This is a genomic window from Afipia sp. GW822-FHT03D08 (assembly GCF_058801645.1).
Map to the genome: position 1 here is coordinate 45,514 of NZ_JBXANK010000001.1, position 18,808 is coordinate 64,321.

At 54.6% G+C, this 18,808-nt stretch carries 16 protein-coding genes and 1 pseudogene; 9 read left to right on the forward strand and 8 right to left on the reverse strand.

The window, feature by feature from the left end; all coding sequences use genetic code 11:
- Positions 1-4: 4 nt before the first annotated feature.
- Positions 5-1,975, reverse strand: coding sequence for an alpha-1,4-glucan--maltose-1-phosphate maltosyltransferase (locus AC1RM7_RS00240; protein ID WP_492838196.1), 1,971 nt, complete (start codon positions 1,973-1,975; stop codon positions 5-7).
- On the opposite strand from AC1RM7_RS00240, the gene malQ reads away from it, so the two are divergent.
- Positions 1,969-4,062 (forward strand): 4-alpha-glucanotransferase, encoded by a 2,094-nt coding sequence (gene malQ / locus AC1RM7_RS00245; RefSeq protein WP_492838198.1) that lies wholly within the window; start codon positions 1,969-1,971, stop codon positions 4,060-4,062. The genes AC1RM7_RS00240 and malQ overlap by 7 nt on opposite strands.
- Positions 4,063-4,066: 4 nt before the next feature.
- Here malQ and AC1RM7_RS00250 read toward each other — a convergent pair whose 3' ends face one another.
- Positions 4,067-4,585, reverse strand: coding sequence for a hypothetical protein (locus tag AC1RM7_RS00250; protein ID WP_492838200.1), 519 nt, complete (start codon positions 4,583-4,585; stop codon positions 4,067-4,069).
- 43 nt (positions 4,586-4,628) lie between these two features.
- Entirely contained in the window at positions 4,629-4,814 is a 186-nt protein-coding gene (locus AC1RM7_RS00255; RefSeq protein ID WP_024576562.1) for a hypothetical protein, read from the reverse strand.
- A 107-nt stretch (positions 4,815-4,921) separates the two neighbouring features.
- Between AC1RM7_RS00255 and AC1RM7_RS00260 the strand changes: the two genes are divergently transcribed.
- Both AC1RM7_RS00260 and AC1RM7_RS00265 read left to right on the forward strand, forming a co-directional pair.
- Positions 4,922-5,650, forward strand: coding sequence for a Crp/Fnr family transcriptional regulator (locus AC1RM7_RS00260; protein ID WP_492838202.1), 729 nt, complete (start codon positions 4,922-4,924; stop codon positions 5,648-5,650).
- Between the two features lie 1,171 nt (positions 5,651-6,821).
- Positions 6,822-7,106 carry a DUF3606 domain-containing protein gene (locus AC1RM7_RS00265; RefSeq protein WP_492838204.1) on the forward strand — a complete coding sequence of 95 codons (285 nt, stop codon included), beginning with the start codon at positions 6,822-6,824 and terminating at the stop codon, positions 7,104-7,106.
- 507 nt (positions 7,107-7,613) lie between these two features.
- On the opposite strand, the gene AC1RM7_RS00270 is transcribed toward AC1RM7_RS00265, so the two are convergent.
- The 5 genes from AC1RM7_RS00270 to AC1RM7_RS00290 form a co-directional block, all read right to left on the reverse strand.
- Complete coding sequence (locus AC1RM7_RS00270) at positions 7,614-7,886, reverse strand: SemiSWEET family sugar transporter (RefSeq protein ID WP_492838205.1); 273 nt, start codon at positions 7,884-7,886, stop codon at positions 7,614-7,616.
- A 207-nt stretch (positions 7,887-8,093) separates the two neighbouring features.
- Entirely contained in the window at positions 8,094-8,360 is a 267-nt protein-coding gene (locus AC1RM7_RS00275) for a DUF3551 domain-containing protein (protein ID WP_492838762.1), read from the reverse strand.
- Positions 8,361-8,699: 339 nt separating this feature from the next.
- Positions 8,700-9,656 carry a sensor histidine kinase gene (locus AC1RM7_RS00280; RefSeq protein ID WP_492838207.1) on the reverse strand — a complete coding sequence of 319 codons (957 nt, stop codon included), beginning with the start codon at positions 9,654-9,656 and terminating at the stop codon, positions 8,700-8,702.
- 11 nt (positions 9,657-9,667) lie between these two features.
- A complete protein-coding gene (locus AC1RM7_RS00285) occupies positions 9,668-10,057 on the reverse strand; it encodes a response regulator (RefSeq protein ID WP_492838209.1) in 390 nt (129 codons plus the stop codon).
- Complete coding sequence (locus AC1RM7_RS00290; protein ID WP_425989925.1) at positions 10,054-10,449, reverse strand: response regulator; 396 nt, start codon at positions 10,447-10,449, stop codon at positions 10,054-10,056. The genes AC1RM7_RS00285 and AC1RM7_RS00290 overlap by 4 nt, the downstream gene beginning before the upstream one ends.
- Before the next feature lie 667 nt (positions 10,450-11,116).
- Here AC1RM7_RS00290 and ku point away from each other — a divergent pair.
- The 6 genes and pseudogenes from ku (at position 11,117) to AC1RM7_RS00320 (ending at position 18,722) form a co-directional block, all read left to right on the forward strand.
- On the forward strand, positions 11,117-12,061 hold the full coding sequence (ku, locus tag AC1RM7_RS00295; RefSeq protein ID WP_492838211.1) for a non-homologous end joining protein Ku: 945 nt from the start codon (positions 11,117-11,119) through the stop codon (positions 12,059-12,061).
- Positions 12,062-12,201: 140 nt separating this feature from the next.
- Positions 12,202-12,420 carry a hypothetical protein gene (locus tag AC1RM7_RS00300; RefSeq protein WP_492838213.1) on the forward strand — a complete coding sequence of 73 codons (219 nt, stop codon included), beginning with the start codon at positions 12,202-12,204 and terminating at the stop codon, positions 12,418-12,420.
- A gap of 194 nt (positions 12,421-12,614) precedes the next feature.
- Positions 12,615-12,812: pseudogene (locus AC1RM7_RS00305) on the forward strand (CsbD family protein).
- 700 nt (positions 12,813-13,512) lie between these two features.
- Positions 13,513-14,994, forward strand: a complete 1,482-nt coding sequence (locus tag AC1RM7_RS00310; RefSeq protein WP_492838215.1) for an ATPase domain-containing protein — start codon at positions 13,513-13,515, stop codon at positions 14,992-14,994.
- Positions 14,995-15,019: 25 nt separating this feature from the next.
- Complete coding sequence (locus tag AC1RM7_RS00315) at positions 15,020-17,038, forward strand: ATP-binding protein (protein WP_492838217.1); 2,019 nt, start codon at positions 15,020-15,022, stop codon at positions 17,036-17,038.
- Between the two features lie 406 nt (positions 17,039-17,444).
- Positions 17,445-18,722 (forward strand): DUF892 family protein, encoded by a 1,278-nt coding sequence (locus AC1RM7_RS00320; protein ID WP_492838219.1) that lies wholly within the window; start codon positions 17,445-17,447, stop codon positions 18,720-18,722.
- Positions 18,723-18,808: the final 86 nt, after the last annotated feature.

The following is an 18,808-nucleotide window of genomic DNA, read 5'->3' on the forward strand; positions in this document are numbered from 1 at the left end:
GCCCTCACGCCAAGCATCGGAACATCAGCGCTGGATCGCGCTGCGGGTCAATTCGTAGCCGCACGCCGCCCCATTCCACCGCGTGCCGCTCACCGGTAATAATGTTTTCGAGAGCCACGACATCCTTGAGCGCATCGGGCGGGCCGATTTTGATGCCATCAAGAGAAAACCAGAACTCGTGGATGTCGCGGGAAAGAGCGATCGAGACCGCTATGACGTTGCTGTTGGTCGCGTCGGATTTCACGAAGCCGGTGACGTTATCATTTTCGACGTGGACGAACTGCAGACGGGATGTCTGCAGAAGTGCGGCGTTTGAACGGCGTGCGACGTTTAGATCACGAATGTAATCCTTGATATTTACGGGGCGATTCCAGTCACGGACCTTGATCTCGTACTTTTCCGAGTTGAGGTATTCCTCCTTTCCCGGGACCGGGTCGTGTTCAAGAAGCTCGAAGCCATTGTACACGCCGTACGTTGCAGACAGCGTTGCTGCCAATGCGACTCGCGCTTTGAACATCCAAGGTTCACCGTTTTGGAGATGAAACGGTAAAATATCCGGCGTGCTGACAAAGAAATTGGGCCGGTAATATTCCCGCTCTGGATAACCGGTTAGTTCACGCAGATACTCTTCGATTTCCGCTTTTCGGGTTCGCCACGTGAAATAGGTATACGACTGTGTGAAGCCGAGTTTGGCGAGACCTTTCATAAGCTTGGGTCGTGTAAAGGCCTCTGCCAGGAAGATGATATTCGGATCTCGTTGCTGGATATCTTTGATCAGCCATTCCCAGAACGGAAACGGCTTCGTATGAGGATTATCGACCCGGAAGATTTTCACACCCTGATCGACCCAAAACAGGATCACATCACGCAATGCCGTCCATAAGGCAGCTGCGTTCCCGCTGCGGAAGTCCGGATTGTGAATATCTTCGTATTTCTTTGGAGGATTTTCAGCGTACCGGATCGTTCCGTCAGGACGCCTTTTGAACCAATCCGGATGTTTCTGCAGCCAAGGATGATCGGGAGAGCATTGTACGGCGAAATCGAGCGCAATCTCCATATCCAGCGCCTTCGCAGCAGCGATCACTGCGCGAAAGTCCTCCAGAGTTCCAAGCTCGGGATGGACCGCATCGTGGCCGCCTTCGGCCGCTCCGATTGCATAGGGGCTGCCCGGATCGCCGGGTTGGGAGGTGAGGGAGTTGTTACGCCCCTTTCGATTGATGCGCCCGATCGGATGAATGGGCGTGAAATATATGACGTCAAAACCCATGTTTGCGATATCTGGCATTCGCGAAATGCAGTCGCGAAAGGTGCCGTGCTGTCCGGGATTACAGCCTTGGCTTCGCGGGACCATTTCGTACCAAGCCCCTGCAGTCGCTCGCAGGCGATCCACGACAAGAGGAAAGCTGGATGAACGCGTTGTGTCGAACCGAACCTGGCTTCGGCTCATCGCCGCGAGAACGTCCTCATGAAGCAAGGGGACGTAATCACCCGTCGCAAGGAATTTCTCGCAAGCGGCCGTCAACACAGCCGCTGCGGGCCGGTCAGTCGGGCGAGATTTTGTGATCATGGCCGCGCCTTCCAGCGCGTCTAACGTTACATCCTGACCGGCCTCACTTTTCAGGATGGTACTATGGCGCCAAGTCGCAAATTCATCGGTCCATGCCTCGATCGCGTATACATAACGGCCAGGCAGTCGGGGCAAAAACGAGCCCCACCATCGATCGTTACTATGGTGAGCCATGGGCTCGTAATTCCACCCTGTAGAGTTTTCCTCCCGCCACAGGAGATGGGCCGATACGACATCATGGCCGTCGCGATAAATGTCTGCCCAGACTTCGATCGCCGTGCCAGCAGGACGCTTTACTGGATAACGTCCAGCGTCAACCGCAGGATAGACATCCTCGATGTGAAATGATCCGAGAACGTTTAACGCATTCTCCGCGTCGGTCTTTTTAAAGGGAGGAAGTGATGACATCAGGCCCCATCGCTCGGCCGCGAGAACAATCACTGTACCAAGTGATCCGGACGCATCTGGTTCCGATGGAACTTGTTGCTGGAAACGAAGTTTCCTCTGGAGTTTTCCCGGCCATTTCGTACAGCGGCGGATACATGGATTTGCATGAAAAGGCCGCAAGACTGGGAGTCGGAACATCCTTTGTCGATGCCACCGGAATATGCCGCACGGTCAGCGCGGAAGCGGTTGCGCTTATTGTCCAATCATTGCCGGACAGACCTCGGCTCCGCATCTTTTCCGGTCCGCTCGTCTGTTACGGCGGTGGCGATATTCCTCAGGCTTTCGCGGTCAGTGCAAATCCACCAATAATCTGGAAGGTCATTGATCTAAGAGGAGATGAGAAAGCCTGCGGAATATCGCAAGATCAGTTGCTTGCATTGCAGGAGTTGCCATTCGGTATCTATCGGCTTCAGGCCAGGGATGCGATCGGGGATGAGGAGGTGAGCCTTGTTTCAGCTCCGAAACGTGCCTTTGCAGGCCACTTCGACCGCGTATGGATTTTAGCTGTTCAACTTTATGGCGTGAGGTCATCTCGCAACTGGGGAATAGGTGACTTTGCCGATCTTACTACGCTCATCAAATGGGCGGCCACGTACGGGGCTGCAGGCATCGGCCTGAATCCCCTGCACGCCCTGTTCGATAATCATCCACAGGAATGCAGTCCCTATTCGCCAAATAGTCGGCTGTTTCTGAATTCACTCTATCTGGATGTCGAGCAGGTCCCTGAACTTCCGCGCGCATTCGTCATTGATCATGCCGACGAAATCGACCGGCTGCGGTCTGCCGAATTCGTGGATTACCAGAATGTCGCAAAACTGAAGCTCAGAGCGTTGCGACAAGCGTTCGATTCGTTTCAGGCAAAAGCGACGCCGACAAGACGAAAAAGTTTTGAAACTTATCGTCAACGCGAGGGCGAACTTTTGTCGCGTTACGCGTGCTTCGAGGTCTTGCGGCGGAAATACGGGGGCCCGTGGTGGACGTGGTCACAGGAGTGGTCGTCACCGGGAGAAGCGGCCCTCAGTGTGCTGCGGAACGGACCAGATCGCCCAGAGATCGAGTTTATTGAATTCATCCAGTGGAATGCCGATCAGCAGCTCGCAGCGTGCCGGGATATGGCCCAACAATCGGGAATGCTGGTCGGTCTTTATCTGGATATTGCCGTGGGGGTTAAAGCGGATGGCTTTGATGCCTGGAACGAACAAGCTGCAATCTCCCGGAAACTTGGCGTCGGCGCGCCGCCCGATATTTTGAATACGGCAGGGCAAAATTGGGGGTTGGCCGGTTTCAATGCTGCTGGCCTGGAGTTGCGCTCGTATCAGCCCTTCATGGAGTTACTGAACGCCTCCATGAGGTACGCTGGCGCCCTAAGGTTGGACCATGTGCTCGGCCTCAGGAGACTCTATCTTGTGCCCGAGGGCTACTTGCCGCACCAGGGGGCTTACGTTGAAATGCCCACTGAAATTCTCTTGGCTGTTGCTGCCCTGACGAGCGTGGTAAATAGCTGTGTCATTATCGGTGAGGACCTGGGCACCGTACCAGACGGTTTCCGTGAACGCCTCGCAAGCTGGGGAATATGGTCGTATCGCGTCATGATGTTCGAGAGAGGGCATGACGGATCATTTCATTCCCCCAACGCCTATGCGCAAGATGCGCTCGTGACGTTCAATACCCACGATCTCCCCACATTTCTGGGCTGGACTTCGGCTCACGACATCGCGTTGAAGCAGGCGCTTGGGATCGATCCGGGCGAAGATAACCAAGGCCGTGCAAATGCGGTCAACATGTTGGCGGCGGCAGTCGGCCACGCCCAATTGCCCGAGCTTAACTTTTACTCTGTAATAAGTTACCTGGCCCGAACCAGATCCAGAATACTCGCATTATCAATCGAAGACCTGTTGAAGGTTCAAGACCAGCCGAACGTCCCTGGGACAGTCGATGAACATCCCAACTGGCGGCGTCGACTTCCCATCAATATCGAACACTGGGAAAGTGAAATCGATGTCGATCTGATGCGAACTGCCGCCGACCGTTATCATGATAACAGCTAGTCAGCTAGTCTGGAATAATGACAAACCCATCGGTCAGAGCCTTGCGGTAGTAATTTAGCTTCTCAGGATCATGGGTTATATCGTCCTCTATTTTGAAAAATGGATCAATTTCCCAAAGGCACTCTGCAGCTGCGGCGGGCAGGTTTCCATTGACCGAATAAAGAACCCGACCAGTTCTATGGCCGTTGTCGCGTTGTTCGAAGTACTTCTGAATCCGAATCATTCTTGAAGCGGCATTTGTCTGAATCAAAGAGGATTTATTGCAACGCTCGTTGCTGCTCCCGCAGATGAGATCTGATTTCCCGATTGGATCGGATTTTGATCCCAAGCGCGCGGGCTCTGCAAGCCACGCCGCTGGTGGACTTTCTAACTGCTGCGGCGATACGAAGGACTGAAGCGCCGTCGCCGGCAAGCCGCCGCAGGATGGCTTCCTGTTCTGGCGTCCAGGTTTTTTTTGTGATCCGACCCATTCTTGTTTCCGGCAGATTGGACATTGAGAACCGATCACTGCTGCGTGCAGCATGCTTAAAAGGGCGCGCGCCCAGCGGCCTCGAAAGACGGACGGCTCACTCTGGAGGCCGCAGCGCCGGGGAATTGGCCCATTTTGCGCACTCGGCAAGCGGATCGAGCTGACGCGCCTGTTTCAGCAAACCGTCGCGAGCGCGCCCATATGGCAGCTTTTCCGCCTCCGCGCGCAGTGCCTCCGCGCGCTTTTTAGCGTCGTTTCCAAAAGAGAGATCGTCCTTCTTCATAACCCGCCTAAAAGCCCGGTTGATAACCGAACAATACAGGTATGGAGCAGGGCTGCTTTATCAATTGATCAAGCCGAACCAACGGTATTGTGGCGCGTTGGTGGCATATGAAACCATCAGATATCCTTATCAAGAAGCTCAAACATCATTCCCAACTGGATAGCGCGGACGTCGCCGCGATCCGCTCGCTGGAATGCCGGTTTCGGGAGTTGCAGCCAGGTGAAGACTTCATCCGGCAAGGCGACAAGCCGACCGAATCGGCAATTGTGGTGGAAGGAATGGTGGCGCGGTATCACACACTGGCGAACGGCGGCAGGCAATACATCTCGCTACACCTCTCGGGCGACTGGCCCGACGCCCAAGGGCTTTTTCTAGAGGAAATGGATCACTCAGTCTGCGCGGTAAACACGGCCTCTTTATGCGCCATACCGCACAAGGATCTTATTTCTACGTTTCGCGCCCGGCCGAACGTCGGGTTTGCAGTATGGCGCGAAACCTTGATCGATGCTTCGATATTTAGAGAGGCTGTTACGAATAACAGCAGCCGCGCCGGAATGACCCGGTTAGCTCATTTCTTTTCGGAGATCTATTTCAGATCGAACGCGAACGGGTTAGTCGAGAAAAGCTCTTGTCCGCTGCCTCTCAGTCAGATGCAACTCGGAGAAACATTGGGTATGTCGATCGCAACGGTGAATCGGCATTTGCAAAAACTGCGAAGGAGCAGGGCGGCTGATTTGAGGAACGGCCGGCTCGTAGTTGCGAATTTCCCGAAGCTAAGCTCGATAGCAGATTTCGATCCGAAATACCTTCATCTGCAAGTCCAACCTAAGGTCTGAAAGTTTCCAAGTCGCTTGACAGCTTTTCGCCGATTAAAGACATATCGATCCGTGGCACGCGAGCATTTGAGCTGCTAATCAATTCGAAAAGGTTAGCGACATCGCGAACATGGCTAGGTTGGTTGCATTGCAGTTGAGGAAATATTTGGGCGGCAAGACGTGAAGGATCCAGATTTGTTTCGCCTCGACGAGAAAGACCTAGCCATGTGGGGAACGACTCGGGGGCTTCCAATCGTGATCGCCCCACCGTTTCAGGATCTCTAAGGGAAGGCGGGACATCGCCCGGTTCGCCGAACACTAGCCAGCCCGGCGCGAGCAAACAGGCGGAAGCGGAAACTAAAAAAGCCCCCGGCGCGTCATCCTCAGGGGTGGCGCGGCATTTGTTAGCGGCGATCGATATTCACAAGCTCGACGGCGCTTCGCCGCGAGCCGCTCCGGACTGGCACCAGATCGGCATAATCCATGACGCTCAGGATGTTACTCAGAGCCTGTTCGCAGCAACGAATAACCGATGATTGCGCGGGCCTCGTGGACGGCCTGCAGATTTTCTCGGATTAGTTTTGAACGAATCGGCGGTGCGCGCATCATGTCGGAGGTCCACGCAAATGTGAGGGCTGGCAGATGCGAATTATCCCGGTCATGCTCGTTTTGATAATCGCGGCAGGAATTGTCGATTTGCTAGCATTTAGCGGTCAATATCGACAAACGGGATGGCGAGGGGTAGCTATCCAGATCGATAAGAAGACCGACGATATCAGGCGCTTTGTGCGCCGCTTCTAGGCTAATGCGATCCCAGACTACGCCTTCGCTCAACGCGCTCGCCAGGGTAAAATGCAAACTAATCCGGCTGGGGTGGATAAGGCGGAACATCGCCGGGCCCAATACTAGCAACCGGGCGCGAGTAAAACTCGCGGAAGCGGAAACTAAAAGAGTCGGCCGCGTCATCCCTCGGGGTGGCGCGGCTTTTGGTTGTTTGGCCTCTCGGGGCCGGGATTGTTCGGATCTAGATCTTGGCCGTCATCAGCCAAAGCAATACGCCTTTACCAAAACCCACGTCAGCCTTCTTTTTTGTGATAGACTAACAAACAAGGCAAATTGAAGTTCCGGTGCTGGAACGGGAATCTCGGAGCAGCGTTTTCTCGCACGACCGTCGTGCTTCGAGGGAAGCCAGATGAACCGGGTCAGCAGCAGGAGCCCGCTAAGCCGCTCTCAAATCGCGATCGACGACAAAGAGAACTTGCGTCTTTGGATGAAACATCTTCACGTGACGGAACAGGAACTTCGGAACGTTATCGAGCGCGTCGGGAATTCGGCAGGCGCAGTACGAAAAGAGCTAGACGCGAGAAAACGATCTGCGACCAACTGTGAACAGCCGCCTCCGGAGGAGGATCTTGGTGGGGGCGACATCGTCTCCCTTGTGTCGCAACCGTCTCCTGAGGATGATCAGCCCCTTTAGGAACTAACGCCGCCTACCGATGGCTACTCTGAGCATGAAATGCGACTAAAAGCGATCCAAGAGGCGCCTTGCGCGCAATATTGCTCAGGACACTTAGCGGCATTCCGGGCTTCTTTGCGCCGTCAACGAGGGTTCTCAGAGATTCGATAGCGGCGGATAGCTTCTTCGTTCCGAAAGCAGCCCATAACTTAAAGACAAGCTTGGCACTGTGATTTCCGTGAGCAAAGGGGGAAAGTGACCGTTCTTCTCGACGGAAATAAGCATCCGACCAGTTACAAAAGCTATCTGCAACCTCTTGCTGAAGAAAAGTGATCGAGGATGGAGATGAGGAAGCCACACCAACGAGGTCCAATCCCCTTCCTGTCGGGTCGCTGTCGCCTTTGGGTTAATGCCCTTACGCAACACAACGGTGTTCAAGCTTCGTGTTGCTGCCTTCTCTTCGTTCACCTTCGTGTCAGAGATTTCGTCGTGTTTGAATGACTCAAATCAAAGGTCACAGCCGAACGACTATGCGCCGGCGATGTCGCGGAGCTTGAAAGCAAGCACGGCTCCAACAAGCAAAGACCCGACACCGTTGGCCGCGACAATAACCATGTCAGTTTTTAACAGGCCGTAGAACACCCAAAGGAGAAGGCCCGAGAGCAAGGCTATGAGCATCTTCAGCGAAATGTCGTCAGTTGCACCTCGGGGAACTGCCTTAATCACTTGGGGAACGTAAGAGAGAGACGTTAATGTCGCTGCTACGAGGCCAAGGATTGTCATCCAAGATTCAGATGCCATCACACTTCCTGACAACTACTAGCCCATCACGTCGCACTTCTTCTCACTACTTACGTATCGGCTTCTCATTCGCACCGTAAGGGATGCTCTCATTAATGGTTTTCTTACTCCCTTGAGACGTTGTCATAGTCAGTGTCACGACTAAGAAAACAGCCAGAGCAGCTATAATCCCGGAGATGGACTCGGCTGTTTCATTTCAAGGTCTTCCTATCGGGGACCAGTATTTCGTTCACACGATCCCAACGTGCCAGATAGCGCTGCCTGGCATTGCTGAAAGCTCTTGTACTTGCAGTCGCCTGGGCCTGCTGAGGTCCGGAGGCAATACGAGTATCCGGCTGCCTGTCCAGTGGTACTGCGTTCCCGCTTACCTGCATTTTGCGCCGTCGCGCTCGACGCCAAAAGCGCTAAGCAAACTCCTGCTGTCAGAATTTTCATGGCCGATCCTCTTCCGTTATCCTGCCTCCTCCTCAACATCGATCCTTGCGCGGTGTTCCAGAACAAAAAACTCGTCCTGAACAGGGCCCCAGCAGGTTCCGATGGGAACTAATCGGTGATTTAAGCGCGAATGAGAATGGAAATGATCAATAGGCCCAATTCTTGGAAAAGGGCAGAGAGCCTACTCGCCCGCTCCGGCTAATGGCCGTCGCCGCGCAACTCTCCTAACAACTGGAAGTGATGGGCTGCGCGTGAAGACGTACTCAGCTGCACCATTCTCACCTGCGTAACGGCCGCCCGGAATCAAAGCCACGAGGGCGCATCATCTCAAGGTGGCTTGTATCCAGCGGCTGAATCCGGCCGGTGCCAGTTTGATTGCTATTCGCTTTGCGGTATAGCGCACCGGATCTTGCAGTGAAGTCCTGTTTCCAGAAAGTGAAGGTCTACCTTTCCGTCGAACCCTGCAAGAACCGAATGAAACAGCTTAGATCCAAAACCATCGTTTGCAGGTGTCTTCACAAGGGGGCCGTCTGTCTCGTCCCAAGTTATGTGCAGGACATTGTGATCTGTGGTCCACGATACGTTTAGTACGCCCTTACCTAGGGCGAATGCGCCGTACTTGGCAGCATTGGTAGCAAGCTCATGAAACAGGAGAGCCATTGCAACGGCCAGCTTGGGGGGGAGCGCCACCGAGTTGCCCGACAGGGTGTACCGAACATGGCCATAAGGTTCTAGCTCAGCAATCAGGATTTCCTTTAAATCGCAGGTGAGGTTATCAGCCTTCGCTATCAGATCGTCGGTAAGTGACAACGCGCGAATTCGGCCATCCAGGGTCGCCCACGCATCGGGATGCTGGCGAAGAGTATGTCGGGCAACAGCATGGATCGTTGCCAATTTGTTTTTTAGTCGGTGCTGCAACTCTTCCACGACCAGCTTGCGATATTTTTCCTCGGCGATAAGGCGTGCGGTGATGTCATGGTTTTGCTTCGCCATCGAGCGGTAATGCTCGATGCCCCAGATCACAATGCTGCTGATGGTAGTATAAATGGCTAATAGGGGTAGCGTGGCCGCGTGCGATGAAAGGCCAAAGTCGAGAACGAACCCGAGTACGGCTCCTATGAAAGCAGTTATTGCCCCAGGTCGAACGCCAGCAAACATCGTGACCAGGATGGTTGCTGGAACGTAGGGGGAAAAAGGCAGGTCGGGCCGGAGTTGTGAAATTCCTGCACGAATGCCGGTGCAGACGAGGAGGCAAAGAGCGCCAAATAAAATGACCAGATGCAGCGGAGCCGTCCCGCCGCGCCATGCTGATCGAAAATCTCGCAAACTCGTCATGATGGGCAGCGCTACTTACGGTCTCGCGTAGCCAGCATGCGCTTGATGTGATCCAGTACGAGGCGATGATCATATGGCTTCGAAAGCGCCGGGCCATCTTCACACAGATCGCCCGCCTTTTGAGCGGCGGTTGCTAGGGTACCCGCAAGCATAACTCGCGTGCCCGGGTAATTATGCCGAATCCAAGTGGCCAGAGAAAATCGCGCCTCGCCCGAGGTGTTCACATCGGCCAGCACAGCGTCAACTTGAGCAACGCCTTTGGCGAAAAACTCCCGCGCTTCGGCATCATTGACCGCTTCAATAACGCGATAACCACATTCGCGCAGATACTCAGCTAGTGGCTGCCGAACGAGGACATCGGATTCCACTATAAGAATGCAGTGTTTGTCAGATGGCTTCATTGGTTTCGTCTCAAGATTTCCAGAATGATCCTCTTAACCTCCTCAAAACGATACGGCTTGCGCACAAAGGGAGTTAATCCTCCAAGGCTTTCCTCGGGGACGTTGCCGGACGTGAGAATGAACGGGATGGCTGGATAGTCGGCACGAACCCTCCGAGCGAACTCAACCCCGTCCATTGAACCCGGCATCTGAACGTCAGAAAAGACAATATCCACTCGACCTCCTGATTTGACATAAAGCCATGCCTCGGTGGCATTCGCGGCTTCCACAACAGTCAAGCCAAAGGATCGAAGCTCGTCGGCAATGGCAAGTCGCACAACAAACTCATCCTCGACTACCAGGACGACGGTCGCATCGTCTTGATCTGCCGGAACCAAATCAGGTGTTTCCATTAGTTCCCCCAGTCCGCATCGGAAACGCCGGATCTAAGGTTTTGGTTCCCGCCTAGGCTGACTGCGCGATAATCATCCGGTGAGCAGCCCCTTGAAGCGATCTGATCTCTCCCATCTCAGCAGGCTTCGTGGGCGTTGAAGACGATCAACGCGATCCATTGGGAGACGACTGCGTACTGGCGCCTCACTTTTTCTCATCGTGCAAGAGCGCTTTCAGCAAGCTCTTCACCTGAGGTGACTTGATTGGGTCTGGCCGGTCACAGTGGAGGCATTGGTACGTGCGTTGTCCTTTACCGCCCGGCGGCAGCATCAACTTCACGGGCCGCCCGCACTTCGGACAAACGCGCTCGTTTATAGGCATCGAGGTCACCCTGCCAAGGATCGCTCTATCCTAGTTCGTGCGCTGAATGAGAATCGAGTCCAATTTTTGGATTAGGCCGCGCCAAAAAAAGCCCGCGCCGGGAAGCGGGGGCAAACCAGCGCGGGAGATGGGGGATATTCGTCCTACAGAACGATTTCAAAACCCCGGGTCGGCAAAGACGTTCCACATTTCGACTTAAGTATTCGGATAGTACAAAAGAAGAACTAAACCAAAAAAACAGGAACTTGGCAGGACGACGGGACTTGAGTCACAATTCAGTTGCGTTGCGTAACCGGAGTATCGCGTATGGCCCCCCGCGCCAATTGGAAGGGTTTCCTTCGTCTGTCCTTGGTGACCTGTCCCGTCGCTTTGTATCCCGCGACTTCCGATGCGGAGAAGGTCAGCTTCAACCAGATCAATAAGAACACCGGCCATCGCATCAAGTACAAGAAGGTGGATGCGGAAACCGGCGACGAAGTCGAGAACGACGACATCATCAAAGGCTATCCCGTCGATAAAGACACTTACATTGAAGTGAGCAAGGACGAACTAGAAAGCATCGCGCTCGAGTCCACTCGCACGATTGAGATTGACGAGTTCGTTCCAAAATCTGAAATCGACACCCGTTATCTCATCCGACCGTACTACTTGGTGCCTGACGGTAAGGTTGGGCACGACGCCTACGCGGTGATCCGCGAAACGATCCGCGACATGGGCAAGGTCGCGCTGGGCCGCGTCGTTCTAACAAGCCGCGAGCACATCATAGCCCTTGAGCCGATGGGCAAAGGGCTCATGGGAAGTCTGTTGCGCTATCCTTACGAGGTCCGCGATGAGAGGGAATATTTCGACGGTATTCAGGACGTGAAGGTCACCAAGGAAATGCTCGACTTGGCCCGCCACATCGTGAATCAAAAATCCGGTGAATTCGAGCCCGAGAAATTTGAGGATCACTACGAGTCAGCGCTCATCGAACTCATCAATAAGAAACGTGCCGGTAAGAGTATCAGCGCGCCGACCCAATCTCGCACGTCGGGCAACGTCATTGATCTTATGGACGCGCTGCGCAAGAGCCTTAAGGGTGAGCCCAAATCGGCCCCTGCTGCTAAGCCGAAAAAGGGTAAGAAGCGTGTCGCCGGCCAGAAAGAAATGCTGCTGCCGATCAGTGGAAAGCGAGAAGCACGAACATCGGAGCGAAGCGCGGCTGTAGCGAAACCCGCACGATCGACCGCGCGCTCACGCAAGACCGGATAACCATGAAGTCGTCGCAAGACCTTAATGACCGTATGCGTCGCGAGCGAGACGACGGCCTTGTCGCGAAGCATTCACACCCCCGAGGAGGAAGCGAGGGCCAGGCAAAGGAATTTCTCAATAAGGACCCAAACCAGACTAACATGAGCAAAGTCGAGAGAGCTGGCGTGAGCGATAAGACACTCAAGCCTGGTGATCGCTGTCGGTTCACCGAAGTTGGCAAATCTCGGAGCCCAAAGCTTCGGGACAAGATTGGCACGGTGATCTTGTCCGCAACCAAATCAGGAAAAATCATTGTTCTGCTGGACGGCAACAAACACCCGACCACATACCACCGCAGCTACTTGGAACATTTGAGCTGACGGTTTTCGGTTTCGTGGCGGTTAAGTTCCCGGGGGGTGTTCATCCACACATGGTGTTCATCCACACATGATCCCTGCCAGCAGGTTGATTTATCTATCTTGGGAGTCGGACTTTGGCGGTTCGACGAGATTAACCGACTTAGGAACAAGCCGTTGCTTCGAATGTTCCGTCGCCTCCCACAATGAGGTATGGGATGGATTGGAACCGAGTGGAAGGTAACTGGAAGCAAGTTAAGGGCAAGGTCAAAAACTCACTGACGATGACCTTGATCAGATCAACGGCAAGCGCGAGCAACTCGAAGGCAAACTTCAAGAACGCTATGGCTAGCTATGCGAAGGATCAAACAAAGAAGGAAGTGGACGACTGGTACGGCACCAGCTGGCCGGGTTAGTCACCACCTTGCCCGTTTCGGCGGGGCCTTTTCATTTTAAGGAGGCAACACGATCACCTGGCCCGATTGGTTAGGGCAATCCTTATCGCGGTGGCAGGCCCCACATCGCGACGTTCTCATAAGCTCGCATCCTTTACGCGATTGAAGCGCGAGATCTTATCGAGGAGAGAACCAGCGGATCAAATCGACGACGGGAAAAAACTAGCTATAGAATAGGTCTAGCAGCATTTGATAAGAGGCGATCGAAAAAGCCCGCGTTTCTGCGGGCCTTTAACGCGCGATTTTTTCTTGAACAACCGTTCACCCTTAAGAATGCCAACACGAGGGCCGCTGAGTGAAAGTTCGCGGTCTAGACGGCAGCACCGACTCCGCGACATAGCCGACGTCCTCGTCGACCGGGAGAGTAAGATCATCGGCTTGGTGATTGGCATGGGTGGTCGCGCCCTGCAGCCCTCAGCTCCCCATGACTCCCCAGGGCGATCCATGTCGCCGATGCGTATTTCCGATCCTCTGCGCACGGATAAGGAAAACGTGGGACGAGCAATTCCAAGGGTGAGTCGAAAGTAGCGGTGCGGGGTCAAGTCGGCAGATTCCGAGGAAAACACTTCGGGGCCCCACATGGCTTCATGGTTTCCCTCCAAGGCTGAGGAACCTGGGCAACGTAGGAGCGTTTGCATTGTGTTTAAAAAAGGAGCCCGCATTGACGAGTTCGGCCGATGATACAACGCGCACTCCCACCGGCATAAGCGGGCTTGATGATATTCTTGGGGGTGGCCTAACAAAGCACAGGGTTTACCTGGTCGAAGGAACACCAGGCACCGGCAAAACAACGCTTTCTCTTCAGTTCCTTCTGGAGGGTGCCAGCCGCGGCGAAGCGGGCCTTTACATCACGCTTTCGGAAACTGCGGAAGAACTTAGTGCGGTCGCTGCTACGCACGGCTGGTCATTGGAGCCGCTATCGCTATTCGAGCTTGTCAACCAGGGGGACCTCGATCCCGAGCGGGAGCAGACGATTCTCCATCCATCAGAGGTCGAATTGGGGGAAACGGCTCGAGAAGTGATGAAACGCATCGAGGAACTCCGGCCCTCCCGCGTCGTCTTCGACAGTCTGTCGGAAATGAGACTTTTGGCTCAGAATCCGCTGCGCTATCGTCGCCAGATTTTGGCGCTAAAGCAGTTTTTTGCCAGCCGCGATTGCACGGTCCTTATGCTCGACGACCGGACCTCAGATCCCAACGATCTTCAACTGCACAGCATCGCTCACGGCGTAATTTCGCTCGAACAGGCTGCACGAGACTTCGGCGCGGAGCGGCGAAGGCTTCGTATCGTCAAAATGCGCGGGATCAAGTTCAGAGGCGGCTATCACGATTTCATTCTGGATCGCGGCGGCCTCACGGTGTTCCCCAGACTCGTCGCGGCTGAGCACGGCGCTGCATTTTCATCGAACGCGTCGTCTACCGGCAACGCCGAGCTGGATGGCCTGCTAGGAGGTGGTTTAATGCCCGGAACCAACACACTCTTAAGCGGCCCTTCGGGCGTCGGTAAAACGACGACGGCGATGTTCTGTATTCGAGCAGCCCTCGATCGCGGTGAGAAGGCAACATACTTTCTATTCGACGAAGGAATCAAAACTTTACTTGTCCGAAGCGCAGCTCTCGGAATGGATCTCGCGTCGTACATCGAGCGCGGAGTTCTAGACATTCAGCAAATCGATCCAGCCGAGCTTTCGCCCGGTGAATTCACCAGTCGAGCGAGAGTTGCGGTAGAAGAGAGTGGGTCGTCTTTCGTCTGTATCGACAGTCTGAATGCCTATCTGCAGGCGATGCCTGGTGAGCAATTCCTGCTTCTGCAAATGCATGAACTGCTCAACTATCTCAATCAGTCCGGCATTACCACCATGCTAATACTTGGCCAGCACGGACTGGTCGGGGATATGCGCAACGATATCGACCTGAGCTACCTCAGCGATACGATCTTGCTTTTCCGGTTCTTTGAAGCGAAGGCAGAGGTTCGCACTGCTATTTCGGTCGTGAAAAGCCGTACGAGTTCCCACGAACGCTCCATCAGGGAATTCAAGCTCGCAGCCGGCGGTCTCGAGGTTGGCGAAGCGCTACGCGACTTCGAAGGCGTGTTGTCGGGCTTGCCCTCCTACAAAGGCGACACAGCGCTACTGAAATCTTAGATGAATTAATCAATGGGCCCTTTTCGTGCAAGAAACCTTGTTCATACTGGCACCTCGCGGAAGAGACGCTGAGGTCATCCGCCAATCCCTCGATCGAAACGGAGTAAAATCGAGCATCTGCACTTCCTTGCGAAACCTTAAGGATCGCCTTTCAACAGAACCTGTCGGCGGTATCATTTTGACTGAGGAGTCTTTAGCGGGGGCTGGCCTTGGTGACCTGCTTGACGGATTGGCTCGCCAACCTCCCTGGTCCGATCTTCCGATCATAACGCTCGCCACCAAGCAGGCGGGGCACCGTTCAAAAAGTTCTTCCGACCTTCTCCGGCGACTCGGGAACGTCATACTTCTAGAGCGGCCTATCAATGTCGAAACGCTCGCGAGTGCAGCTCAATCCGCGCTGCGTGCACGCCGGCGGCAATATCAGGTCGAGAGTCTCCTCGCCGAACAAAAGCGCTTCTCCACGGAGCTGAGCGCTCTGAACGATACGCTCGAACAGCGTGTAGAACTGCGCACCGGCGAGTTGACCGAGGCGCAAGAAACGTTGGAATTCGCATTGGATTCGGCTGGCATGGGGTCTTGGGATTTCGATTTGATTCAGGATTTGGCTCGCCGCGGGGGAAGGCACGACCAGATTTTCGGATATGAAACTCCAGTTTCATCGTGGAGCACACGCGAATTTCTCTCGCACGTAGTTGATGAAGACCGGAAAATGGTCGAAGCCGCACTTGAAGACGCCGCGCAAAGCGGCGTTTTTGAAGCCGAATGCCGTATCAATCGTCGCGACGGCAAGATGAGGTGGATTGCAGCCAAGGGTCGAGTAGGTTACGGCGCGAACAATCGCCCGGTCCGCTTGGCTGGAATTCTAATGGATATTACCGAGCGCAGGCAAACAGCAGCCGCGCTTCATAAGGCACAGCGGATGGAAGCAATCGGTCAACTTACCGGAGGCGTTGCTCACGATTTCAACAATCTACTGACGGTTATCGTCGGCGGGCTCGACATGATCAGCCGTCGTCCAGACCAGCCGGAACGTGTGGCACGGTTGGCGCAAGCGGCTATGACTGCCGCCTGCCGCGGTGAGCAGCTAACGCAACAGCTTCTTGCGTTCTCCCGTCGCCAGATGTTGCGCCCGGAAACATTGGATCCAAATCGCCTGCTGCTCGATTTCGAGGGCTTAGCCGAACGCGCCGTCGGAGATTCCATTACTCTGAAGCTCGACCTGGATCCGAACGCTCATCCTGTTCGTGTCGACGCTGCGCAGCTCGAATCTGCAATTTTGAATCTTGTCGTGAATGCGCGCGATGCTATGCCCCAAGGTGGGACCATCTCGATCGCTAGCAAGAACGTTTACTGGGGATCGGAGGCAGTAGCCGGAAAGGGAGTGAGCCCGGGCGCCTACGTTCGAATTGACGTCACCGACGAGGGGATTGGGATAGATCAAGAGACGTTAGATCACGTATTCGAACCGTTTTTCACGACAAAGGAAGTAGGCAAAGGGTCGGGACTCGGGTTGGCCCAAGTCTATGGGTTTACCCGCAGCGCCGGCGGATACGTTGCGATCGAATCGGAAAAAGGACGGGGTACGGCCGTCCGGCTTTTCCTTCCCCGATCAGAAGAGCGGCTCCCGGACCATCAGGCGTCTTCGGTGGCGCAATTGCCCGTAAGACGGGCCTCCACTGGTGAAACGGTGTTGCTAGTGGAGGACGACGAGCAAGTGCTCACTATGGCGGTGGAAAGCCTCAAAGAACTGCATTACCGGGTGATCGTCGCACGTGACGCGCGCGAGGCACTCAAGCATCTACACGGCCCCGGACGCATCGACCTCATGTTCTCGGATGTTGTGATGCCGGGGGGCATGAATGGCGCGCAATTGGCGACCGAAGCGCGAGCCCTAAGGCCCGAACTGAAAGTATTGCTTACGTCAGGATATGTGGGGGACGCCGGAAACAGCCAAGTGGTGGAAAAGAACCTGCCACTGTTGACCAAGCCTTACCGTAGAGATGAACTGGCAGAAAAGCTCCGCTTAGTTTTGGGATCGCGGTGACGACACGTCAGGATCCGCCCCGGCCCGGCGGCCGGATTTGGAAAGCTTAAATCTTGGAAGCCCGCTTGATGCCCCCCGTCTTTAACGGGCTGGGACTCCCACTTAAATCGCCCGGCTTAAAGAAGGGGCGCCGGCTACAAGGTGCCTTCGCTTATACTAAAGCCATCTGTTGTCCGGATCACGTTTTGAAGGACTCCCCTTCGGCCGCTTCAATTCCGGCAAATCCTTTGGTCGGTCGAGATAGTGGAATTCACTACCGCGCAACCAACGGCCGTCGAATGCATCAAATCTATTCGCAAGTTGCGCCCAGTTCCTGCGCAGGGAACGACTGATTAACCGCGCACTTCCGGAACCAGCTCGATACACGGAGATTGATCAGCATCAACCCCAGCACCCAGAGGTTCTCATGTATCATCATGTCAAAAAGCTCATGTACACAGTCCGTGTCGACGAACCTGATCCTCGCTTCGGTAACATGCTGCTCGAGCAGTTTGGCGGTGCCAATGGGGAACTAGCAGCGGCGATGCAATATTCCATTCAAGGTCTGAATTGTGAAGATCCGGATCGCAAAGATCTTCTGATGGATATCGGAACTGAAGAACTCAGCCATCTGGAAGTCGTCGGCTCTCTTGCGCGTCTCCACTTAGCTCCTACAAAATTTGACCGCGAGAAGGCCGAAGCCGATCCTCTCATTGCGATCGCTGGCGGGGGAGGCGTGAATCTGTTTAATTCACAAGGCAACCCTTGGACGGCCGATTATCTTAAGATCACGGGAGAACTGGATGTCGATCTCAGAAGCAACATCGCGGCGGAAGCCCGAGCGAAGATTGTTTATGAGCGACTAATTAATTTCTGCGAGGATGCCGGGACGAAGGACGCGCTTCAGTTTCTCATGACGCGCGAAATCACCCACATGAAAGCATTCGCGGCTGCGCTTGAAAGCATGAAGAAGCCGGCATTTTCAATTGGAAAGCTCGCTCCGACGCCCGGGCTGGTCAATCAATTCTTCAATGATTCGACTGGTTCTGGCGACGAAGGCGAAATCGACACCCGCGGCCCCTGGAATAAAGGCGGAGAGTGGGAGTTCGTGGATGCACCTGCGCTCTCCGCATCCGATGCGGCCGCTGACACGCCGATAAAGACAGAAAGCTCACCTCCCATGGCTTCGGAGGGGATTTCAGAGCTTCTTCTAAATGAACTTAGAGATATTCTCCACGCCGAGAAGCAGCTTACAAAAGCCCTGCCGAAAATGGCGAAGGCCGCAAGATTCATTCGGCTGCAAGAGTGTTTTGAAGAACACTTGATCGAAACGGAAGCGCAGATCGAACGGTTGAACGAATGTTTCTCTTTGCTGGGAGAAACACCGCGGGCCAAGCCATGCAAAGGCATGATGGGCTTAGTTGAAGAAGGTCAGGAAGTAATCAAGGAAGGGTCGAGAAAGAATGATTCTCTGGCGGACCTTGCCCTTATCGGTGCAGCTCAGCGGGTCGAACACTACGAGATTTCTGGTTACACCACAGCCAAGAATCTTGCGCAACAGTTGCGCCACAGCGCGATAGTTGCCCTTCTCTCAAAGTCCCTCGCCGAGGAAGAAAACGCGGACCAGCTTCTTAACCAAATCAGTCGAACGCTTCTGACCGTTGCAAAAATGCCTGACGCGATCGAGGGGGGACTTCAAGAATAAATCATCAGTGCAGTCCCGTCGGGGCAAAAAACGCGCCGGTAAGCGGGGCGAACCGACGCGGGAGGCAAGGAGGCTGGTCCTACCTT

Excerpts from the sequence above, each read along its gene's own strand:
- malQ (WP_492838198.1), top strand. The coding sequence starts at position 1,969 with ATGACATCAGGCCCCATCGCTCGGCCGCGAGAACAATCACTGTACCAA.
- AC1RM7_RS00240 (WP_492838196.1), bottom strand. The coding sequence starts at position 1,975 with ATGTCATCACTTCCTCCCTTTAAAAAGACCGACGCGGAGAATGCGTTA.
- AC1RM7_RS00250 (WP_492838200.1), bottom strand. The coding sequence starts at position 4,585 with ATGCTGCACGCAGCAGTGATCGGTTCTCAATGTCCAATCTGCCGGAAA.
- AC1RM7_RS00255 (WP_024576562.1), bottom strand. The coding sequence starts at position 4,814 with ATGAAGAAGGACGATCTCTCTTTTGGAAACGACGCTAAAAAGCGCGCG.
- AC1RM7_RS00260 (WP_492838202.1), top strand. The coding sequence starts at position 4,922 with ATGAAACCATCAGATATCCTTATCAAGAAGCTCAAACATCATTCCCAA.
- AC1RM7_RS00265 (WP_492838204.1), top strand. The coding sequence starts at position 6,822 with ATGAACCGGGTCAGCAGCAGGAGCCCGCTAAGCCGCTCTCAAATCGCG.
- AC1RM7_RS00270 (WP_492838205.1), bottom strand. The coding sequence starts at position 7,886 with ATGGCATCTGAATCTTGGATGACAATCCTTGGCCTCGTAGCAGCGACA.
- AC1RM7_RS00275 (WP_492838762.1), bottom strand. The coding sequence starts at position 8,360 with ATGTTGAGGAGGAGGCAGGATAACGGAAGAGGATCGGCCATGAAAATT.
- AC1RM7_RS00280 (WP_492838207.1), bottom strand. The coding sequence starts at position 9,656 with ATGACGAGTTTGCGAGATTTTCGATCAGCATGGCGCGGCGGGACGGCT.
- AC1RM7_RS00285 (WP_492838209.1), bottom strand. The coding sequence starts at position 10,057 with ATGAAGCCATCTGACAAACACTGCATTCTTATAGTGGAATCCGATGTC.
- AC1RM7_RS00290 (WP_425989925.1), bottom strand. The coding sequence starts at position 10,449 with ATGGAAACACCTGATTTGGTTCCGGCAGATCAAGACGATGCGACCGTC.
- ku (WP_492838211.1), top strand. The coding sequence starts at position 11,117 with ATGGCCCCCCGCGCCAATTGGAAGGGTTTCCTTCGTCTGTCCTTGGTG.
- AC1RM7_RS00300 (WP_492838213.1), top strand. The coding sequence starts at position 12,202 with ATGAGCAAAGTCGAGAGAGCTGGCGTGAGCGATAAGACACTCAAGCCT.
- AC1RM7_RS00320 (WP_492838219.1), top strand. The coding sequence starts at position 17,445 with ATGTATCATCATGTCAAAAAGCTCATGTACACAGTCCGTGTCGACGAA.